This is a genomic window from Lentzea nigeriaca, assembly GCF_016907955.1.
Classification (GTDB): domain Bacteria; phylum Actinomycetota; class Actinomycetes; order Mycobacteriales; family Pseudonocardiaceae; genus Lentzea; species Lentzea nigeriaca.
This window is the reverse complement of record NZ_JAFBCX010000001.1, coordinates 410,916-429,262: the sequence shown is the minus strand read 5'-3', so window position 1 is coordinate 429,262 and position 18,347 is coordinate 410,916. Positions and strand designations below refer to the sequence as shown.

Sequence of the window (18,347 nt, the reverse complement as noted above, 5' to 3'; positions counted from 1 at the left end):
GGTGAGCTCCGGGTCTGGAGACTACTGACCGGTTGGGCGACGGGATCAGCGTGCTCTCATCCTGTCGAGCAGCCAGTCCACGAACACGCGGGCGACGTCGCGGCCGGCGTCGGAAAGGCTTGCGGCACGGGACCAGGCGGCCACTCCGTAGCGCTGCACGACGTAGAAGCGTCCGAAGCTCGCGAGCTTGTCCGCGAACGTGGTCTCGACGTCCGCGCGGTTCAGGAGGCGGCCGCCGCTGTCGAACTGGGCGCCGTAGAGCTCCAGGAAGTGGCGGTGGTGATCGCCGCTGCCCCGGCGGGACAGGAAGTAGCTCTGCAGGAGATCGGCCACCGTGCCCGGTGTCGGCACGGTGAGAGGTTCCACCCTGCGCGGGCGTCCGGTGCCGACGACGAACGCGGCGACGTCTCCCTCGAGATTGCTGGACGCGCCGTAGTCGGTACCCCGGAAATAGCGGCCGGGAGCCGCCGAAGGGTTCGTCGCCCGGTCCATCGCCAGTCGTCCGGTGGCTCCACCGAGGTCGCCGGCCCAGGTGACGGACTCCATCCCGGTGGCGCCCTGCAGCGGCAGGGGAACCGACCGGGAGGCCGTGCGCATCCTTGCGTTGAGGCCGGTGATCACGTGTCCCATGTCCACCCGCCCGGCCGGACCCGTGACGTCCTGGCTCTGCCGCAACGCTTCGAACAACCCGCAGCGCAGGCACAACCGCGGGTCGTCCGCGGCAGCGGCGGTGACGTGCGCGGTGTACACGCTGAAGCCCGCGTTGCGCCCCAGATCGTGCTCGGTCGCGTAGTCGCGGCTCCAGAGCGTTCCGTAGTAGATGCCGCTCAGCAGGATGAGCCGGTCCTCGAGACCGGCGCGGCCGCAGTCCATCAGGGCGAGTTCGGCGTGGCGCAGCAGATCGACGTAGCCGGCCATCGTCGAGGTCGGCCGGAAACGCCGGGTGCAGGAGGCGGTCGTGGGTGCCACCGGGCGGCCGACACCGGGTGGCCGGCCGCGTTCGCCGGGGTGTTGCGCGTAGTAGTCCCACTGCAGCGCACCCGCCGGCGGGCTGCCGAGCGCGGACGACGGGACGCCTGCTCGGGTGAGGGTCCAGTCCACGAACGAGTTGCTGTTCGGGCCGCTGACCGGGTCGTACCGGACGTCGACGCCCTCGTACTCGGCACCGGCCGCCATGATGGCGTCGGCCTGGGCGACGGTGATCGCGGTCGTGGTGCACGTGCCGGTCGTGCGCCAGCCGTTGCGGACCACGACATGGCTGTGCAGGGGCAAGCCTGCCTGGTGCTGCGTCGGATCGACCTCGAGGTGCTGCCTGCGTCCGTGCGCACCGACGTTGATGATCCCGTGCATGCCGCCGACCCTGCCGAGACCCAGCATGCCGATCGGGGCCCAGCACACCGTCAGCACGGGGGTGGACTGACGACGCCGCGCGGGCTGCCGTTGCACGGTCTGCCGTTGCACCGTCTTGGCCTGCCGCTCCTCGTCGGTGCAGTCGCACGGAACAGGTCCACATCGCTGGACCGTCTGGGACAGGAGCCGGCCGACCGCGCGGTTGCCCGCGGCTCGCTGCAGCTCGAGAACGCTGTGACCACCCGGAAATACCGTGACGGCCGGAGTGCGCGGCGCGGGCCGGGCAGCGGGGTTCTCCAGCCGAGTCCGCATGCGAGGTCTCCAAGCTGTCGTGCGTTCCGCCCCCTCGACCGTCTCAGGGCAGCAGTGTGAACGGCAACGACCGTGCGGGCAGAAAAGACTGCCCGCGCGCACGTAACGGCAGAAGGGTCCGGGCTTTTCTCAGCACTTCACCCAGTAGTTCGGAGAACTCTGGCGGATGCTGCTGCTGGTGAAGGTGTTCCACAGCCCGAGCGCCTGGTTGGACCCCATCGCATAGGTCTGCCCCGCAACGGCATACGCACGACCAGCGGTGGTGTGCGCGTAGTTGCTCGCGGTCACGCAGTCCGAGATCGGCGTGGTCGTCGTGGGCGGAGTGGTCGGCTGCGCACCGGACATCGCCTTGACCATGTTCACCACCGCCGTCATCTGCGGGCCCGTCTTGAGCGGGTACTGCGCGGACTGGTAGCCCCACCAGTCCCAGCAGCCGCGCGGGTTTCCGGCCATCGTGGTGGCCTGCGGGTAGAGCACGATCATGTTGTTGGTGTCGGCGTACTCGTTGAGATAAGCCTTGTCCATCAACGCGTTGCCGACGAGGCCGTAGTACTGGTAGCAGCCGTGCAGCGTCACCATCAGCTTGCAGGGCCCAGACTCGCACGCCGTCGGCACGTAAGCGAAACCCTCCCGGCCCATGCTCACCGACGCCGGGTTGCCGCCGGGCACGTACGTGCTCTGGTCGAACTGGACGAGCTTGCCGGACAACGTCGAGGCGGCCGCGTTCACCTGGCCGAACAGGTGGCTCAGCATTTCCTTCACCGGGTCCGTCGTGCCGCATTTGTTGACGTACGGGGACGACGTGGCGTTACAGCTGTTCGGGCCGATCGGGCTGACCCAGGCGTGCCCGGCCGCGGACGTGTTGTCGTAGACGACCCTCGCGCCGAAATCGCGGTAGTAGGTGGCGAGGTCGTCGTTCACCGCGCGGTCGACCGTGTCGTCGGCGCTGCCGTGGAAGAGCCACACCGGGTCGCCGGACAGGTTCTGCGGCGAGTCGAGCGTGCCGGCCGCCGCCCGGTTCCTGGTGAGTTGTTCCAGCTCTGCCGGGGTTTTGCGCTGCTGGTAGGTGTCCATGCACGCGTACAGGGCGGTGTTCACGTTGTTCTGGGCGCAGTCGTAGGCGCCGGCGGAGAAGATGCCGGCGCCCTGGAACAGGCCGGAGTACGCGACGTGGAGCTGGTTGGCCATGAAGCCGCCGGACGACAGGCCGCTGACGTAGGTGCCGGTGATGTCGTAGCCGCCGAGGGTGCCGGGCTGTGGCGCCGGAACCGCCGCCATCGACATCGTCAAGCCGGTCGCGGCCAGGCCCGTCGCCGCCGCGAGTGCCAGGAACGCGTTCCTCAATCGCATGTGATCGCCTCCGCCGTTGCAGGCAAGAAATGCAGGGAAACCTGATGCTAGGAGCCGATAAAAGGACAAGACCACGTGGACGACCTCCACCTCGGACCGCCGCCGCACGTCGAGTCGCACCATTGCGCCGGATCGGAACAGTGGTAGGAGTCGTGGCGCGGTTGCCGATACCGTCGCCCGTGTGGAGAAACGACTGTTCGCGCTGACGCTGGCGTTGATCCTCGGCAGCGTGTTCCTCGTCCACCTCGGCAGGGACAACGAGACCGGTAGGACGCTGATCCGCAACGCGTCCATGGTGCTCACGATGGACAGCGCGCTGGGCACGCTCGAAGACGCCGACGTGCTGATCGAAGGCGACCACGTCGCGAGCGTCGGCAAGGGGATGTCCGCCGCGGGCGCCAAGGTGATCGACGGCAAGGGCAAGATCGTCATGCCCGGCTTCGTCGACCTGCACACGCATCTGTGGCAGTCCCTGATCCGCGGCTGCGCGACGGACAAGGAGCTGAACGGGTGGCTCAACGGCTGCGTTCTGCCGCTGCGGGGCTCACCGGTGGACGGCACCGACGCCTACGCGGGCACCCGCCTGTCCACATTGGACTCCATCTCCACCGGTGTGACGACGGTGACGGACTGGTCGCACGCGTTCAACCCCGACTTCGCCCGCGGCAACCTGCGGGCGCTGACGGATTCGAAGCAGCGCTTCGTCTTCGCCTTCATGGCGAGCGCGGACTCGTGGGTCGCACCGGAGGTCCGCCGGGTGAAGAAGGATGTGATCGACCGGAGCCCGTTGGCGCACCTGATGATCGGCACGCACCCGGCGAGCTGGAACGTGGCGGACGTCGAGGCGGCGGAGAAGCTCTCGGAAGAGCTGGACGTGCCGTTGAACGTGCACCTGCTGGAGTCCAAAGCGGATCCGGCGACCGACCAGATGGGAGTGTTGCGCAGGGCAGGAGCGCTGCGTCCCGGCCTGCTGGCGAACCACGTCGTCCACGCGACGGACGCGGAACTGGACGAGCTCGCGGCGCACGACGTCCGCATCGCGCACAACCCGTTGTCCAACATGCGCCTGGCCTCCGGCGTCGCGCGGGTGCCGGACATGAAGGCCCGCAACCTGAGGGTGGGCCTCGGCTTGGACGGTGGCACGAACGACACGTCCGACATGTTCAACGACATGCGCGCGGCCGTCGGCCTGCAACGGGCGCAGTCCGCGGACCCTGCCCGCTACCCCACTCCCGCGGACGTGCTGCGGATGGCGACGCTGGGCGGAGCGGAAGCGCTGGGACTGGAGAAGCAGATCGGGTCGCTGACTCCTGGCAAGAAGGCCGACCTGCAGGTGATCGACGCGCAGGCGCTGAACTTCGCCCCGAAGGTGGACTGGACGAGCCAGCTGGTCTTCAACACGCAGCCGGTGAACGTGCAGTGGGTGTTCGTGAACGGCGTGGCGCTGAAGAAGAACGGCAGGGCGGTCGGTGACACCGAACGCGTGATCGCGGACGCGCAGGCGGCAGCGGACCGGGTGCGGAAGTACCTGGACCGCTGAGTCACACCAGTCCGTGCGACTGGGCGTAGAGGGCGGCCTGGGTCCGGTCCCGCAACCCGAGCCTGCCGAGGATCCGGGAGAGGTGGTTCTTCACCGTGCCCTCCGACAGGTGCAGCCGCTCGGCGATCTCCCGGTTCGTCGCACCGGCCGCGACCAGCCGCAGCACCTCGACCTCCCGCACGGTCAACGGTTCGCGCTGCCCACCGGACCTGTCCAGCACCGCGGCCAGCCGGGCCGCGGCGGCCGGGTCGAACTGGGCCACGCCCGCCGCGGCGAGCTTGACCGCGGCCGCCAGCTCCTGGGACGGCAGGTCCTTGAGCAGATAACCGGTCGCGCCCGCGCGCAGCGAGCGCACGACGTAATCCTCGTCGTCGAACGTCGTCAGCATGACCACCCGGCAGGACGGAGCACGACGACGCAGCAACGCCACGGCCTCGACCCCGTCGATCCCCGGCATCCGCACGTCCATCAGCACCACGTCCGGCGCCAGCAGCACCGCCTGCTCCAGGGCTTCCTGCCCGTCGGCGGCGGTGCCGACGACCTCGATGCCGGGTTGCAGGCCCAGCAACGACGCGATGCCCTCGCGGATCAGCCGCTGGTCGTCGACGACCAGCACGCGCGTCACCAGGTCCTCGCCGCGGGGATCGTCACGGTCAGCATCGTGCCGGACGACGAGCTGGCGAGATCGACCCGCCCACCGGCCAGCGCGACCCGTTCCCGCATCCCGAGCAGCCCGAACCCTTCCGGCGCCGTGCCCATGCCACGTCCGTCGTCGGCCACGGTCAGCCGGACCGGCGAGGCGTCGAGGTCGACCGCGACCGCGATGGACGTGGCGCCGGAATGCCTGCGCGCGTTGGTGATGCCCTCCTGCGCGGCCCGGTACAGCGCGTGCAGGGCGCCGGTGTCGTGCCCTTCCGGTGAGCCGCTGACGGTGAGGGTGACGTCGTCCTGACCCGCGACCAGGTCGTCCAGAGCGGCGATCAGGTGGAACGAGCGCAGCGACCGCACCGACTCGCGCACCTCGTTCAGCGCACGCCGCGCCGACCGCTCGGCGTCGAGGACGGCGGCCTTCGCGGTGCCGGGTTCGTGGTCGTGGAACGCGGCGGCCTTCTCCAGCTGCACCACGATCGCGGTCAGGTGGTGGCCGAGGTCGTCGTGCAGATCCCTGGCCACCCTGGCCCGTTCCGCCTCCGCCGACAGCTCCGCCACCGTCCGATGCGACTCCTGCAACCGGATCCGCCCGTCCCGTTCGCGCACCGCCACCGCGGCCGTCGCGACCGCGAGCACCAGCCCGACGGTGAACATCACCAGGTCCGACGCCCGCTCCGCGTGGGCGTACCACTGCGGCGTGCTCACCACCGCCACCGCCAGGCACACGGCGGCCAGCCACACCGCAATCGTTTGCCCGAAAGCGAAGTACGCGGTGAACGGCACGAGCACCAGCAGCACCCGCGCGAGCCCGGATCCGTCCACAAAGGACACGCCTGCGTACAGGGCGGCCCGCGACGCGAGCAGAGCCGCCGCCACCGGCTTCGGCGTGCGTACCGGGTAACGGCGGGCCTCGATCACGTCCACCGCCACGAGCAGCACCAGCCCACCGACCAGCAGCGGCAGCGTGGTGGTGCCGAGCCCCAGCACCGCGGCGTACACCCCGGCGACCAGCACCGCGGCGCACAGCACCAGCGAAACCCAGGTGTGCATGCCGCTCAGGCTAGTGGCCACAAGGCCGCGGACAGCCAGATCAGCACCGCCGCACACGCGACGTGCGCCAGCGCGGACCACGGCGTGTCCGGCAGCGCCGCGAACACCGCCAGCACCGTGAAAACGATCGCGTAGCCCCACGCCGGAACCGCCGGGAACACCTTCGCCCGCACCATCGACACCCCGAACAGCACGGTGCCCAGCACGAACACCAGCGACGCCGCCTTCAGCACGAGCGACGTCACCGGCGCCACCTGGTCCTGGAAGAAGATCACCACGTTCAGCGCGAACGCCACCCCGGTGAACAATCCCAGCCCCAACATGTTCGCCGCGTACGCGAACGCCCCGAACCGCCCCGACGCGTACGCCTGGCGCCCGTGCAACGCCACCACGGCGGGCGCGCCGAACGCCGTCCCCAGCCCGATCACCAGACTGGTCGCGGCCGTTTCGCCGGTGAAGGCCTCGACAGCCCCCGGCACCCCGATCGACAAGGCGAGGAGAACCCCGCACACCGCACCGAACCTCGACGAGAAGTTGTCAGTCACGCCGGCCGACGCTAGGAGCCAGGCCACCGTGTTCCCGAGTCCCGACCGGCCACTTCGGACGCCAGAGGTCATGCCGCAAGGAGTGCCGATCGGCACGTGCCCCGCTGTCACATTCGGGACCGATACAGCGATGTCGTGTGCGAAGGGGGGCGTGGTGGCGAAATCGCTGAAGTCGAGCACAGGCCGGATCGTGGCGGGGATCGTGCTGGTGGGCGCGATCGCGGGCCTGGCGTTCGTGATCCGGTCGTCGTCCGAGCAGAAGTCCTGGGCCAGTGCCGAGGGAACCGTGCGGGAACGCCTGCGGTCGGGCAAGAGCTACTCGGTGAAGGTCGAGTACCCGCTCCCGGACGGCACGAAGCAGGTGGCGACCCTGTCGGAGAACGGACCGGCCCGCCACCCCGGCGATCGTGTGACGGTCCGCTACGACCTGGAGATCGGCAAGGTCGTCGACGCCGCACTGGCCGACAACGACGAGGCGCACTGGGTGGTGGGCGGCATGCTGGGCGTCGTGATCCTCGGCGCGATGTTCGCGAACCTCATCGCCTGGGCACCCAAACCGAGAGACGACTGACCCGCGCGTCGATGATCGACAACGGCCGCCCGCCCTGCCAAGCTGGGGGACGACCGACGGGAGGCAGGGTGACACCACTGCAGACGGAGGCCGAGCGGCGCGAGAACGCGGTGATCCTGCGGGTCACCGGCGAGGTCGACTCCTACACCGCGCCGCTCCTGCACGACCACCTGGCCGAGGTGTTCACCGAGGCGGCGGGCAGAGCGGTCGTGCTCGACATGACCGGCGTGTCGTTCCTGGCCTCGTCCGGCCTGTCCGTGCTGGTCGAGTACCACACGCGCGGCGTCGACGAGGGCACGCCGCTGCGGGTGGTGGCGCCGGCGGGCAGCGTGCTGCGAGCGCTGCGGGCGACCACGCTGAACGAGATGATCGAGCTGTACGGCACGGTGTCCGAGGCGCTGGCGGGCTGACCGTCTCCCGTCAGAGGGCGATGGGCCGGTACGCCAGCGCCAGGTCGACGATCTCCTCCGCGGTCAGGTTCTCCTTCCCCGGCTCGGGGTAGAAGATCAGGTTGGACACGTGCGGGTTGCCCGTCGACCGGGTCAGCGCGTCGAAGGCCGTTTCGTCCTCCTCCTCGGGGAAGTCGGGCTGCATGATCCGCTCCACCAGCGCGATCATCTCCGCGCGAGTCAGCTTCTCCATCCCGGAGACCCTAGCTGGGCTCGTAGCGGAACGACGCCGTGGCGGGCTCGGCGCACACCGCGTCGGCCGCCCGGTCGGAGTCCTGCAGGTACCACACCTTGGCGCGGTACTCGGTCCACCCCGTCACCGCACGTCCGTTGACGGAGTCCGGCCCGATCGAGTTGCGGGACTCCAGCTTCGCCACGCCGTCGGCGCCCGTCGGGACCGTGCCGAGGACGACACCGTCGGGTCCCAGCGCCGAGAACTCGATCTTCACGCCCTCGACCGGACCGTCACCCGTGAGCCGGGCGGTGAGGCTCAAGTCCGATCCGCGCGCCGTCACCGGCGCGACGCTCAGGGTGTAGCCGCAGCCGCCGCACGCGGTGACGGCGGCGGGCGACGCCAGCACGAGTGCCAGCGCCGCCGCACGGGTCTTCCTCAGCAAGGACCGCCTCCGCTTTCGCCCTCCGCCGGGAACGGGCTGAACGCCCGCGAGACGGCGATGTCGAGCAGCTGGGCGGACTCGCCGTCCAGGTACTGCATCTGACCGTTCACCACCTTGCCCGGATCCATCATGCTGAACACGAACTTCCGCGTGTTCGGGTCGCCCAGGTCCGGCGGCGGCAGCACCGTGATGCCGGAGATGCGCGGATCGGCCGGGATCTGGTAGCCCAGCTTGCCGGGACTCGACTCGTCCGCGTACACCCCGACCGGTACCGGGCCGATCAGGACCTGGAACTCGGCGTTCGTCCGCTTCTTCATGTCGAACACGTGGAAGCGCAGTCCACTGTAGACGTCGTCGGGGTTCGTCTTGAACGCCCACTCGTACAACGGGAACAGTGGCTGGTCGAACTTCTCGATGCGCAGGCTGAGGTCCATGTCGAGCTGGGCGCGCACCTGCGGCGCGACCATGCTGAACCGGTCGTACGTGCCCTCGACACCGAGGGCGACGTAGGCCTTGCCCGGCCGGATCGTCATGTCGCGCACCCCGTCGACGACCACGTACACGCCGCCGATGCGCACGTTCGGGGCCTGGATGTGGCCGTCGTTCACGTGCAGCGTGAGGATCGGGATGCTGATGCAGGACACGATGTCCTGCTCGAACGACTTTATCGGGAACGGGTCCCTCTGCTGGAGCTCGAACGCTCCGCCGACGAGCATCGAGCCGGTGGGACCCGGTTCGGAGCGCAACCGCGTGCTGAACGTGCCGAGGTCGTTCTCCGCGACGGTGACGCTGACCTTCTCGCCGAGGTCGACGAGCTTCGCGAACACGTCGTTGGTCTGGAACCGCAGACCGCTCTCGTTGTTCTCCACGGCGAACTTGCCCTGCACGAAGGCCTCGGCGTCCATTCCCGGTGCCGCCGACACCACCGTGATCACCGGTACCTTGAGCGCGTTGCCCTGGTTGTCGGTGCCCTTGATGTCGACGTCGACGCAGGGCGCGTTCGGTCCGGCGTCGCAGGCGGGGATGTCCGTGAGCCGGGCACGCGCGGACGCGGGCCCACCCTGGTACATGCCCGTCACGTGGGCGTTCACCATGCTGATCGCGCTGTTCGCGGCGACCCGCACATGGCTGTTGTCAGCGAACTCCCCCGTCACCTGCAGGCTCGACGGCACGCCGTGCACGTCCGCCGCTCCACGCAGGTTCCCGTACTGGGTCGTGTTCGCCTCCGCCCGCAGCTCCAGCACGTCGATGCCACCGGACGCGGTGTACTGGACCTGTAGGTCGTGTGCCCGCTTCGGATCGGTCTGGTCGAACCCGAACGGCCCGATGTGCAGGTCGAACGGCGACGGCAGGCCGCGCAGGGTGGCCTTCGCCGCTGCGTACGGCGCGACCTCGAACAGGCCGTCGAGGCGCACGTAGGCGTTGAGCGGCACACCGGCGGGCGGCCGGTAGCCGACGACGTCGATCTTCTTCGCCGCCATGTCGACCTCGACCACCGTGGGCAGGCCCGGCAACGACACCGTGCTCACCAGGCCGAAGCACCTGCCCAGCAACGAGCAGATCGGCCCGTCGTCACGTGCGCAGCCCGCGCCTGCGCACGACCTGGCCTCGGCGGCGATGCCGTGCTCGTACAACGGGACCTGCCCGATCGCGTCGAGCGCCGCCACCTTGCCGACCCTGGCCTCGGCGAGCAGGCCGACCGGGCGGTCGGTGCGGTAGCTCAGTTTCCCGTCGCCGTAGCGCACGTCGAGCGAGCTCGGCAGGCTGACCTTGCCGAACGCGGTGTACCGGTTGTCCGCGGCGAGCAGGAAGTCGCCGTCGAACGCGAACGTGCCGTCGCCGGAACGCATGTCGAACCCGACGCCGTCCGGCTTGGGCGCCACGGCGACCAGCGACAGCGAGCCGACCGCGGCGCTGGCGTCGAGATCACCGTTGCCCTGGTTGTAGTGCGCGGCGACGTGCTGACCGCGTGGCGCGGTCGCGCCCGCGTGGTTGGTCACCGCGAACGCCGCCGATCCGATCGCTCCCGACGTGCCCTGGAACCTGAAGTTGCCGTCCGCCCAGTCCGCCGTCATCTTCGCGGGGATGTCCAGCGCCTGCGCGAACGCCTGGTACTCGCGTCCGGCGAACGGCACCCTCGCCGCGCGGAACGTGATGCCGCCGAGCGCGGCGGACGCCGACGACTCGAAGTGCTTCGCCGGGGCGTCCACCACCACGTCGAGATCAGCCGGCACGCCGTTCGCGGACGCGGACAGGTAGCCCGCGTCCACTCCGGACAGTGCTGCCGTGATCTCGTTGATGGGAGCCGAGTTGTGCACCCCCAGCGTCGTGCGCGCGTCGAACGTGCCGACGACGTGCACGGTCGCGGGCAGCTTGTCGATCGACGCCCGCGCCCTCAGCGTCCCGAACGAGGACTGCGTGTCGGCCTCGGCCGCGACCCGCAGCACCCCGAGCGGCGCCGACGCGCGGTAGCCGACGTCGACACGAGCCGGGTTGCCGTCGACCGTGATCGGGCCGACGGTAAGGTCCACATTGGACGGCAGCCCGTCCAGGCTGACCTGGCCTTCGAGCCTCGGCAGGTTCGCCAGCAGACCGCTGATCTCCAGGTACGCCGTCAGCGGCGCGGTGGCGGTGTACCCGGTGAGCTCGATCTTCTTGCCCACCAGGTCGATCGCGAGCGCGGTCGGCAGGCCGGGCAACCGGACCGTGCCCACGAGCCCGAGGCACCGGCCGAACAGGGTGCAGATCGGCGTGGTGTCCTTCGCGCAGCCCGCGCCCTCGGCGCAGCCGCGAGCCCGCACCGCCACGCCGTTCTCGAACAACGGCGCGCCGAGCCCGTTCAGCGCGGAGACCTTGCCGACGTGCACGTCCGCGAGCAGTCCGATCGACCTGTCACCGGTGTAGGTGAGCTTGCCGTCGGCGAGATCGATCGTGAGCGTGAGGTTCGTCGGCAGGTGGTCGATGCGGGACGTCACCGCGAGGCGCGTGTCGTCGGCGCCGTTCGCGGCGAGCACGACGTCGGCGTCGACGAACACCGGCTGGCCGTCGGTGTTCAGCTGCAGGTTCGCGACCTGCTTCGCCGGGCCGCGGGCGTACTCGGCGAGCGTGAGGTCGCGAATGCCGACGCTGCCGTCGAAATCGCCGGTGACCTGGCGGTAGTGCGCCGAAACGTGTTGTCCCGCGGGCATGGTCGCGCCGCCGTGGTTCGTGACGGAGAACCGTGCCGCGCCGAGCGCGCCGGACAGGCCGCGGAACCGCATGAGGCCGTCGGCGAAGTCGGCGTCGAACCGGGCGGGAACATCGGTGAGCTCACCGATGGCGAGGAAGTCGCGGCCGGCGAACGGCACCCGCGCGACCGCGGCGATCGTGCCGAGCGGCGCCGACGACGTGCCGTCCAGGTGCCGTGCCGGAAGGTCGACCAGCACGTCGACCTCGGTCGGCAGATCGGTGAGCGCGGCCGAGAGGTAGTGGTGGCCGGTCGGATCGAGCTGCTCGACCCCCTGCGGGCTCACGAACAGCTCGGCCCTCGGCACCGCGCTCGACGCCCGGTAGCTCACCTTCGGCTTGTCGCCGAGGTCGTAGCGCACGTCCACCGTCTGCGGCAGCCCGTTGATCGCGGCGACCGCGCTCGGCCCCGCCGCGGTGTCGACGTAGGCGGCCTTCACCCGCTGCACCACGGAGCTCGCGTTGAACTGCACGCGCCGCGCGGCGGTGTCGAGGTCGAACCCGAGCGTGGCAGGCAGGTTCGACACGTCGAGACGCGCCTTCTGCCTGCCGTCCACCACCCCGGCCGCGACGAACGGCTGACCGCCCGGCGTGAACTCGGTGCCACCACGCGGATGCTGGTCGAAGTACACGTCGATCTTGCGCAGGCCGGTGACGCGGGCACTGGCACCGAGCTTCGTCCCGCTCAGCACCGCCGTCGCGTGGTCGCCCTGCAGCGGCGCGTAGTCGCCGAGCTCCTTCGACACGAACACCTCGGCCGAGCCGAGCGGGGTGTTGGCGTCGAACAGGACGTGCCTGCCCGGCAGGTTCGCGTCCACGTTGACGACGGTCGGCAGCTCGCGCAACGCACCGCGCAGCACGATGGCAGGCAATCGGTCGAAGAACGAGACATCCAAACTGGACAGTGCACCGGCGGCGTCGTAGTCGAGCGTCACCCGGTCGTTCGCCGAGTTGAGCGCGCCACGCCACTGGGTGGGCAGGTTCTTCGCCGCGGCGCGGACGGACGCGTCGAGCTGCTCCCCCGCGTAGACGAAGTCGGCGAAGAGCACGTCGTTGATCGAGTCGCTCGCGGAGTAGTCGACGATGTCGTCGCCGCCGTCGCGCGGGCGGATCAGCGCGGCCGACACCCTGTTCGGCAGCTGGTCGACGACGAGCTGGTCGAACCTGTCGGCGGCGCTGGAGTTCGACAGCACCTGCACGTCCAGTGTGGACCGCGAGCTGACCTGCGCGTCGACGGTCACGCGCTGATCCCGGTCGCTCGCACCGGGATCGATGAACGCGTGGGCGGTGAAGACACCCGGCACGGGCTCGAACCGCGCGCTCGCCACGGTCGGGTCGTAGGGCAGGCCCTGGTTGTCGTCGGTGACGTTCGCGAGGCCCGCGGTCACCGCGAGCGAGCTCGCCGCACCGACCTGCAGCACGCTCGCCTTGATGTCGAAGATGCCGCGCAACACCTGCAGCGGCGCGAAGGTGTAGACGCCGATCGCGGCCGTGGGCAGACCGGCACCGCGCCGGTAGCCGTCGAAGCCGACGGAAAGTCGTTTGTGCGTCGGGAGGTCGTAGACGGCCCACACGTGCGCGGGCAGGTCACGTCCGGCGAACTCGCTGGTGGGCAGCCGCAGGTTGACGAACCCGAGGCCGAGGTGCACCAGGTTGAGCAGCGCCTCGATCTTGGCCTGGAGCGTGTCCCCCAGGTCCCGCAACAACTTCTCGAGGTTCAGCTTCTCGACCAGCAGCTCGGGGTGCAGGATGACGTTGAGCGGGTCCTTCAGCAGCTCGTTGACGACGTTGAGCCGGTCGGTGGCGATCGCGGTCTCGCGCTCGACGTTCGCGATCTCCCTGACCGCGCCGACGACGTCGCCCGGCGCGGCGAGCGGCACGAGGTCGGTCAGCACGTCCGGTGTGCGGTCACCGGTGACGTCGACGACAGCGGGCACACCGAGCGGAAGGGTGAGCGAGCACGAGACCTGCTTGGTCGCGGACTCGGAGCAGACGCGGTAGGTGATCCTCGGGATGCCGTCGGGCAGCTGCTGCAACAACGCGAGCGGGTCGACTGGCAACGGCGGCGGCAGGTTGCCCGACGTCAACGCGTCGATCAGCTCCCGCAGCGTGGCCCGCCTGCCGGGGTCGACGACCTGCGCGGAACGCACCTGCGGCTGCAGCGCGTTCGCGTCGAGCACGGGCTTGCCGTCCGGTGTGGTGCGACCGGCTTTGGCCAGCGTGGCCAGCGCCTCGGCCGTGGTGGCGTCGACGAGCTCCTGACCCGGCCGTAGCGGCAAGTCCAGTTTGGACGGTGTGACCGGAGGGTTCGGCGTGATCGGCACGCGGTCGATCGGCACCCGCCCGTCGGGTCCGGGGTCCAGCGCGGGCAACGGCGCGATGGGCTGCGCCTTCGAAGGCTCGTTCTCGATGTTCGGCGAACCGTCCCTGCCGGGATCGATCGGGCCTAGCTCACCCGGTGCCGCCGGAGGCGTCGCCGTCGCCTGCGCGCCGAGTCTGTCCTCGGTCACCGCGGGGTGCTGAGCCGGCTGTGCGGGCTGGGTGGTGGTGTCCGGTGGTGGCGGTGCCGGTGTTGGTTCCGCGTGTGCGGATGGGACAAGGAGCGTGCTTGCCAAAGCCGTGATCACGGCTAACGCGCCGATGCGCAAACGTGCTGAAGCCACGACGACTCCCCCTGGGTCGTTAGAGCGTTTCCCCCTGGCTCTACGGCAGACGGAGCGAAGCACAAGGCGCGAACGGACCACAGCGATTGGTCGGTAACACCACTCGAACGGCCTAGCACAAAGGGCTTGTGACCAGCAGAAACAGAGTGTTCGTCACGTCTTGCGGGCCTACGGCCGCCACTGTGGGGCGGATGACCGATCTTGTGGCCGCCATCACGCGAGCCTACTATCCAGTAGGTAAGACCCCTTGGGGCCACGTCCCTCCCAGGAGACCCTGCCCAATCCCTCCCGGGATGTGGACCGGTCCCGCGTTCCGCCCGTTCGCATGGCGCCTACTTCAACGGAGAAGCAGCGATGAACGCCTCGTCCGCCCCTGCGCGGAAAACCCTTTCCGGAAGCGCTTTCACGCGCCGCCTGAGCCGAGCCGCCGCGGCGGCGACGATCCTCACCGCCTGCGTCACCACACCGGCCACCTCCGCGGCGGCCGAGCTGCGCGAGGTGATGTTCGTCGGCAACAACTGGGACGGCACCGCCGATGTCGTCAAGTCCACCGGCGACTTCGCCAGGATCGGCCGCCTCAACGTCATCCCCGACAAGACCCAGCGCCTGACGGAGATCTACCTCAACCCGATCAAGCTGGCGTTCTTCCTCGGCATCCGGCAGGGCCCCGGCGAGGGCCACGACCAGTTCGTCGACGACATGTACGCCACACCGGACGGCACGGCCATGGTCGCCTCGCGGCCGAGTTTCGCCGACGTCGTGTCGATCGACCTCGCCACCGGCAAGATCAAGTGGCGCTTCCCGGTGTCGGGCTTCCGCTCCGACCACATGGCCGTCTCCCCCGACGGCACCAAGATCGCCGTCTCGGCGTCGACCTCCAACACCGTGCACGTGCTGGACATCAACACCGGCCGCGAGCTCGGCTCGTTCAAGACCGGGGACAAGCCGCACGAGAACATCTTCACCAACGGCGGCCGGTACATCTGGAACATGTCGATCGGCGAGGTCAACAACAACTTCGACGCTCCCGACCAGGACTGGCTCAAGGGCGACCGGCACATCACCATCGTCGACGCGAGCACCTACCAGGTCGTCAAGACCATCGACATGCGCAGCCGCCTCAACGCCTTCGGCCGCAGTGACCTGTCCAACGCCGTGCGGCCGGCGGTGTTCTCGCCCGACTTCTCGAAGCTGTACTTCCAGGTGTCGTTCTTCAACGGCTTCCTCGAGTACGACGTCGCGACCGACGCGATCACGAAGGTGAAGACCCTCCCGAAGAACCAGAACACGAGCGACGACCGCACCACGTTCGTCAACGACTCGCGCCACCACGGCCTGTCCATCAACCCGGACGGCAGCAAGCTGTGCGTCGCCGGGACCATGGACGACTACGCGACCGTCGTCGATCGCGGCACCCTGCAGCAGGGCCCGCTCGTCACCGCCTCCAAGCCGTACTGGGCCACGGTCAGCGGTGACGGCCGCCAGTGCGTGATCTCCGAGAGCGGCGCCGACCAGATCACGGCGATCGACTTCGGCACCGGACAGAAGACCGTCTCGGTGCCCGTCGGCGACCACCCGCAGCGCGTCCGCGTCGCCAAGATCACCGCCGGTTGGACCGGTCCCACCAGCTGATCACCCGACGAAGCCGGGTCCGTCGGGACCCGGCTTCGAACGGAGCAACGTTCGCCGTCGTCGCTGCTTCAATCAGCCGTCGCATCCCCGCCGGAACCACGACACGATGGGCCTGGGAGGCGAGGCCGGTGAAGAAGATCGCCCTGGTCGTGGTGCTCGGCCTGACCGGAGCCGCGTTGAGCGCACCCGCTGACGCGGTGCCGCGGTCGGACGGCGTGCGGGTGTGGAACGAGTTCGCGTTGGCCGCGGTGCGTGCGACCCGTGCCACCGACGCCGACGCGGCCCGCACCTACGCGATGCTCAACGTGGCCGTCTACGACGCGGTCAACGGACTGACCACCCCGGCACGCACTCCCGCCATGGTGCCCGGCCCAGGCCCTGGTGGCGCTGATCCCCGAGCCGCGGCCGTCGCCGCGGCACACACCGTCCTCGTGCGGCTGGATCCCGACAGAACTTCCAGCTACGACAGGCAACTGGAAGCCGACCTGGCCGCTCTGCGCCCTGGCCACCGCCGGGACGAGGGCGTGCGCTGGGGACGTGAGGTCGCCCAACGCGTGGTGACGTCCCGCGCCGACGACGGCTCCACGCCGGTGCAGAGCCAGCCCGCCGGTTCGGGCCCCGGCGTGTTCCGGGCCGAGTGGTCCGGCACGCAGTACCGCAATGTCCGTCCGTTCGCGGTCACCAGCCCCGCCGCGTACATACCTGGCCCGCCACCGGCCCTGGACAGCCTCGACTACGCCGCCGCCTCCGCCGAGGTCGCGCTCCTGGGCGACGCCGCGATCCCCGCTCCCGACAAGCTCGCCACCTTCCAGTTCTGGTCGGTGCCAACGGGTTCCGCCCAACCACCCGGCGAGTGGGTCAAGATCGCGCTGACCGTGTCCCACGACCTGTCGCTGGCGTCCTCGGCGCGTCTCCTGGCGTTGCTGTCGATGACGCTGGCCGACACCACGGTCGCCACCGTCGGCACGAAGTTCACCTACCGCCACTGGCGTCCGGCCACGGCGATCCGCGAGGCGGACACCGACGGAAACCCTTGGACGCAGCCGAGTCCGGCCTGGGTCCCGCGCGCCGGCAGCGTCGGCGGATCCCCGGAGTACCCGTCAGGGCACAGCTCCTACAGCGGCGCCGCGGCCACCATCCTGGCCGGTTTCTTCTGCGCCGACGACATCCGCTTCACCCACACCACCGACAGCGCACCGGGCGGCCAGTCCCGCACCTACTCGAGCTTCTCCGCCGCCGCGGCCGAGGCGGGCAGGTCACGGGTGTTCGGCGGACAGCACTTCGAGTTCAGCAACCAGGCGGGCCTGACCATCGGCCGCGGCGTGGCCACCGAAGTGCTCGCCACCCGGCTGCTGAAGCGAACCGGCCCGGCCCACCACGGCAGATGTCCACTGTAGACGGTCAGTCGCGGGGTCCGGCCGCGCGCCGCAGCCGGTTGGCGATCGCCAGCCCCAGCCCTGCCTCCACCGGCAGGGACGCGATGATCAGGTCGCACCCCTGCTGGTCGAGCTCGCGCAGATAGCCGTACAACCCGCGCGCGTACGCGGCCATCGACTCGGGCACCCGCACCACGGCGTGCGCGTCGACCGAGTCGAAGTCCGGCGGCAGGAACACGCCCACGCGGTGCCCCGACTCCTGCGCGAGCCCCGCCTCGACCACGACCTTCTCGGGTTCGACCAGCACGACCCGCGCCCGCGGCGCGTAGTGCGACGGATGCTGCCCCGGGACCCGGACGTGACTCGTCTCGGGCACCGCGAGCGAGAACCCCAGCACCGCCTCCAGGTCCTCCCGCGTCACCCCACCGGGCCGCAGAACAGCGGGCACGTCCCCGGTGACGTCGACGATCGTCGACTCGACGCCAACCTGACAGGGGCCGCCGTCCAGCACGAAGTCGACGGCGTCACCGAGCTCGGCCCGGACGTGATCGGCGGTGGTGGGACTGACCGAGCCGAACCGGTTGGCCGACGGCGCCGCCACACCCCCGCCGAACGCAGCCAGCAGCTCGAGGGCAACGGGATGGTCGGGCACCCGCACGGCCACCGTCTCCAGGCCACCGGTCGTCTCGTACGGCACCCGACGGCCACGGCGGAGCACCAGCGCCATCGGCCCCGGCCAGAAGCTCTCGGCCAGCAGGCGAGCGGTCTCGGGCACCTCGTCGGCCCAGTCGGGAAGCTGCTCGGCGCCACCGATGTGGACGATCAGCGGGTGGGACGGCGGCCGCCCCTTGGCCGCGAAGATGCGCGCGACCGCGACCGGGTCCTCGGCGTTCGCGCCCAGCCCGTACACGGTTTCGGTGGGGAAGGCCACGAGGCCTCCCGCGCGGAGCACCTCGGCCGCCTTCCGGGTGTCACCAGTTCGTTCCGACACTCGTGCGATTCTCTCACCGCCTCCC

At 70.0% G+C, this 18,347-nt stretch carries 14 protein-coding genes; 5 read left to right on the top strand and 9 right to left on the bottom strand.

The annotated features are described in order from the left end of the window. Nucleotides 1-45 precede the first annotated feature (45 nt). Nucleotides 46-1,662, bottom strand: a complete 1,617-nt coding sequence (locus JOD27_RS01420) for a hypothetical protein (RefSeq protein WP_204760277.1) — start codon at nt 1,660-1,662, stop codon at nt 46-48. Nucleotides 1,663-1,791: 129 nt separating this feature from the next. Beyond that, a complete protein-coding gene (locus tag JOD27_RS01415) occupies nt 1,792-3,012 on the bottom strand; it encodes an extracellular catalytic domain type 2 short-chain-length polyhydroxyalkanoate depolymerase (RefSeq protein WP_204760276.1) in 1,221 nt (406 codons plus the stop codon). Between the two features lie 181 nt (nt 3,013-3,193). On the opposite strand from JOD27_RS01415, the gene JOD27_RS01410 reads away from it, so the two are divergent. Then, the gene (locus JOD27_RS01410) at nt 3,194-4,552 is read left to right on the top strand and encodes an amidohydrolase family protein (RefSeq protein ID WP_307829808.1); all 1,359 of its coding nucleotides are present in this window, start codon (nt 3,194-3,196) and stop codon (nt 4,550-4,552) included. Nucleotide 4,553: 1 nt separating this feature from the next. On the opposite strand, the gene JOD27_RS01405 is transcribed toward JOD27_RS01410, so the two are convergent. Genes JOD27_RS01405 through JOD27_RS01395 form a run of 3 tightly spaced genes read right to left on the bottom strand, consistent with a single transcriptional unit; the run spans nt 4,554 to nt 6,798 of the window. Continuing rightward, nucleotides 4,554-5,177 (bottom strand): response regulator, encoded by a 624-nt coding sequence (locus JOD27_RS01405; RefSeq protein ID WP_372441657.1) that lies wholly within the window; start codon nt 5,175-5,177, stop codon nt 4,554-4,556. Continuing rightward, on the bottom strand, nt 5,174-6,253 hold the full coding sequence (locus JOD27_RS01400) for a sensor histidine kinase (protein ID WP_204760275.1): 1,080 nt from the start codon (nt 6,251-6,253) through the stop codon (nt 5,174-5,176). Before JOD27_RS01400 ends, JOD27_RS01405 begins: the two co-directional genes overlap by 4 nt. A gap of 5 nt (nt 6,254-6,258) precedes the next feature. Continuing rightward, nucleotides 6,259-6,798, bottom strand: coding sequence for a hypothetical protein (locus JOD27_RS01395; RefSeq protein WP_204760274.1), 540 nt, complete (start codon nt 6,796-6,798; stop codon nt 6,259-6,261). Between the two features lie 154 nt (nt 6,799-6,952). On the opposite strand from JOD27_RS01395, the gene JOD27_RS01390 reads away from it, so the two are divergent. Continuing rightward, the gene (locus JOD27_RS01390) at nt 6,953-7,369 is read left to right on the top strand and encodes a DUF3592 domain-containing protein (RefSeq protein ID WP_204760273.1); all 417 of its coding nucleotides are present in this window, start codon (nt 6,953-6,955) and stop codon (nt 7,367-7,369) included. Nucleotides 7,370-7,437: 68 nt separating this feature from the next. Further along, a complete protein-coding gene (locus tag JOD27_RS01385) occupies nt 7,438-7,779 on the top strand; it encodes an STAS domain-containing protein (protein WP_204760272.1) in 342 nt (113 codons plus the stop codon). 10 nt (nt 7,780-7,789) lie between these two features. Here JOD27_RS01385 and JOD27_RS01380 read toward each other — a convergent pair whose 3' ends face one another. The 3 genes from JOD27_RS01380 to JOD27_RS01370 are packed head-to-tail and all read right to left on the bottom strand — an operon-like array spanning nt 7,790 to nt 14,170. Then, nucleotides 7,790-8,011, bottom strand: a complete 222-nt coding sequence (locus JOD27_RS01380; protein WP_204760271.1) for a bacteriocin immunity protein — start codon at nt 8,009-8,011, stop codon at nt 7,790-7,792. Nucleotides 8,012-8,021: 10 nt separating this feature from the next. Beyond that, on the bottom strand, nt 8,022-8,435 hold the full coding sequence (locus tag JOD27_RS01375; RefSeq protein WP_204760270.1) for a hypothetical protein: 414 nt from the start codon (nt 8,433-8,435) through the stop codon (nt 8,022-8,024). Continuing rightward, complete coding sequence (locus JOD27_RS01370) at nt 8,429-14,170, bottom strand: hypothetical protein (protein WP_204760269.1); 5,742 nt, start codon at nt 14,168-14,170, stop codon at nt 8,429-8,431. Before JOD27_RS01370 ends, JOD27_RS01375 begins: the two co-directional genes overlap by 7 nt. 507 nt (nt 14,171-14,677) lie before the next feature. Between JOD27_RS01370 and JOD27_RS01365 the strand changes: the two genes are divergently transcribed. Both JOD27_RS01365 and JOD27_RS45795 read left to right on the top strand, forming a co-directional pair. Then, nucleotides 14,678-15,955, top strand: a complete 1,278-nt coding sequence (locus tag JOD27_RS01365; protein ID WP_239566277.1) for a YncE family protein — start codon at nt 14,678-14,680, stop codon at nt 15,953-15,955. Nucleotides 15,956-16,083: 128 nt separating this feature from the next. Beyond that, nucleotides 16,084-17,352, top strand: a complete 1,269-nt coding sequence (locus JOD27_RS45795; RefSeq protein WP_204760268.1) for a vanadium-dependent haloperoxidase — start codon at nt 16,084-16,086, stop codon at nt 17,350-17,352. A 4-nt stretch (nt 17,353-17,356) separates the two neighbouring features. On the opposite strand, the gene JOD27_RS01355 is transcribed toward JOD27_RS45795, so the two are convergent. After that, nucleotides 17,357-18,322, bottom strand: coding sequence for an L-threonylcarbamoyladenylate synthase (locus tag JOD27_RS01355; RefSeq protein WP_204760267.1), 966 nt, complete (start codon nt 18,320-18,322; stop codon nt 17,357-17,359). Nucleotides 18,323-18,347: the final 25 nt, after the last annotated feature.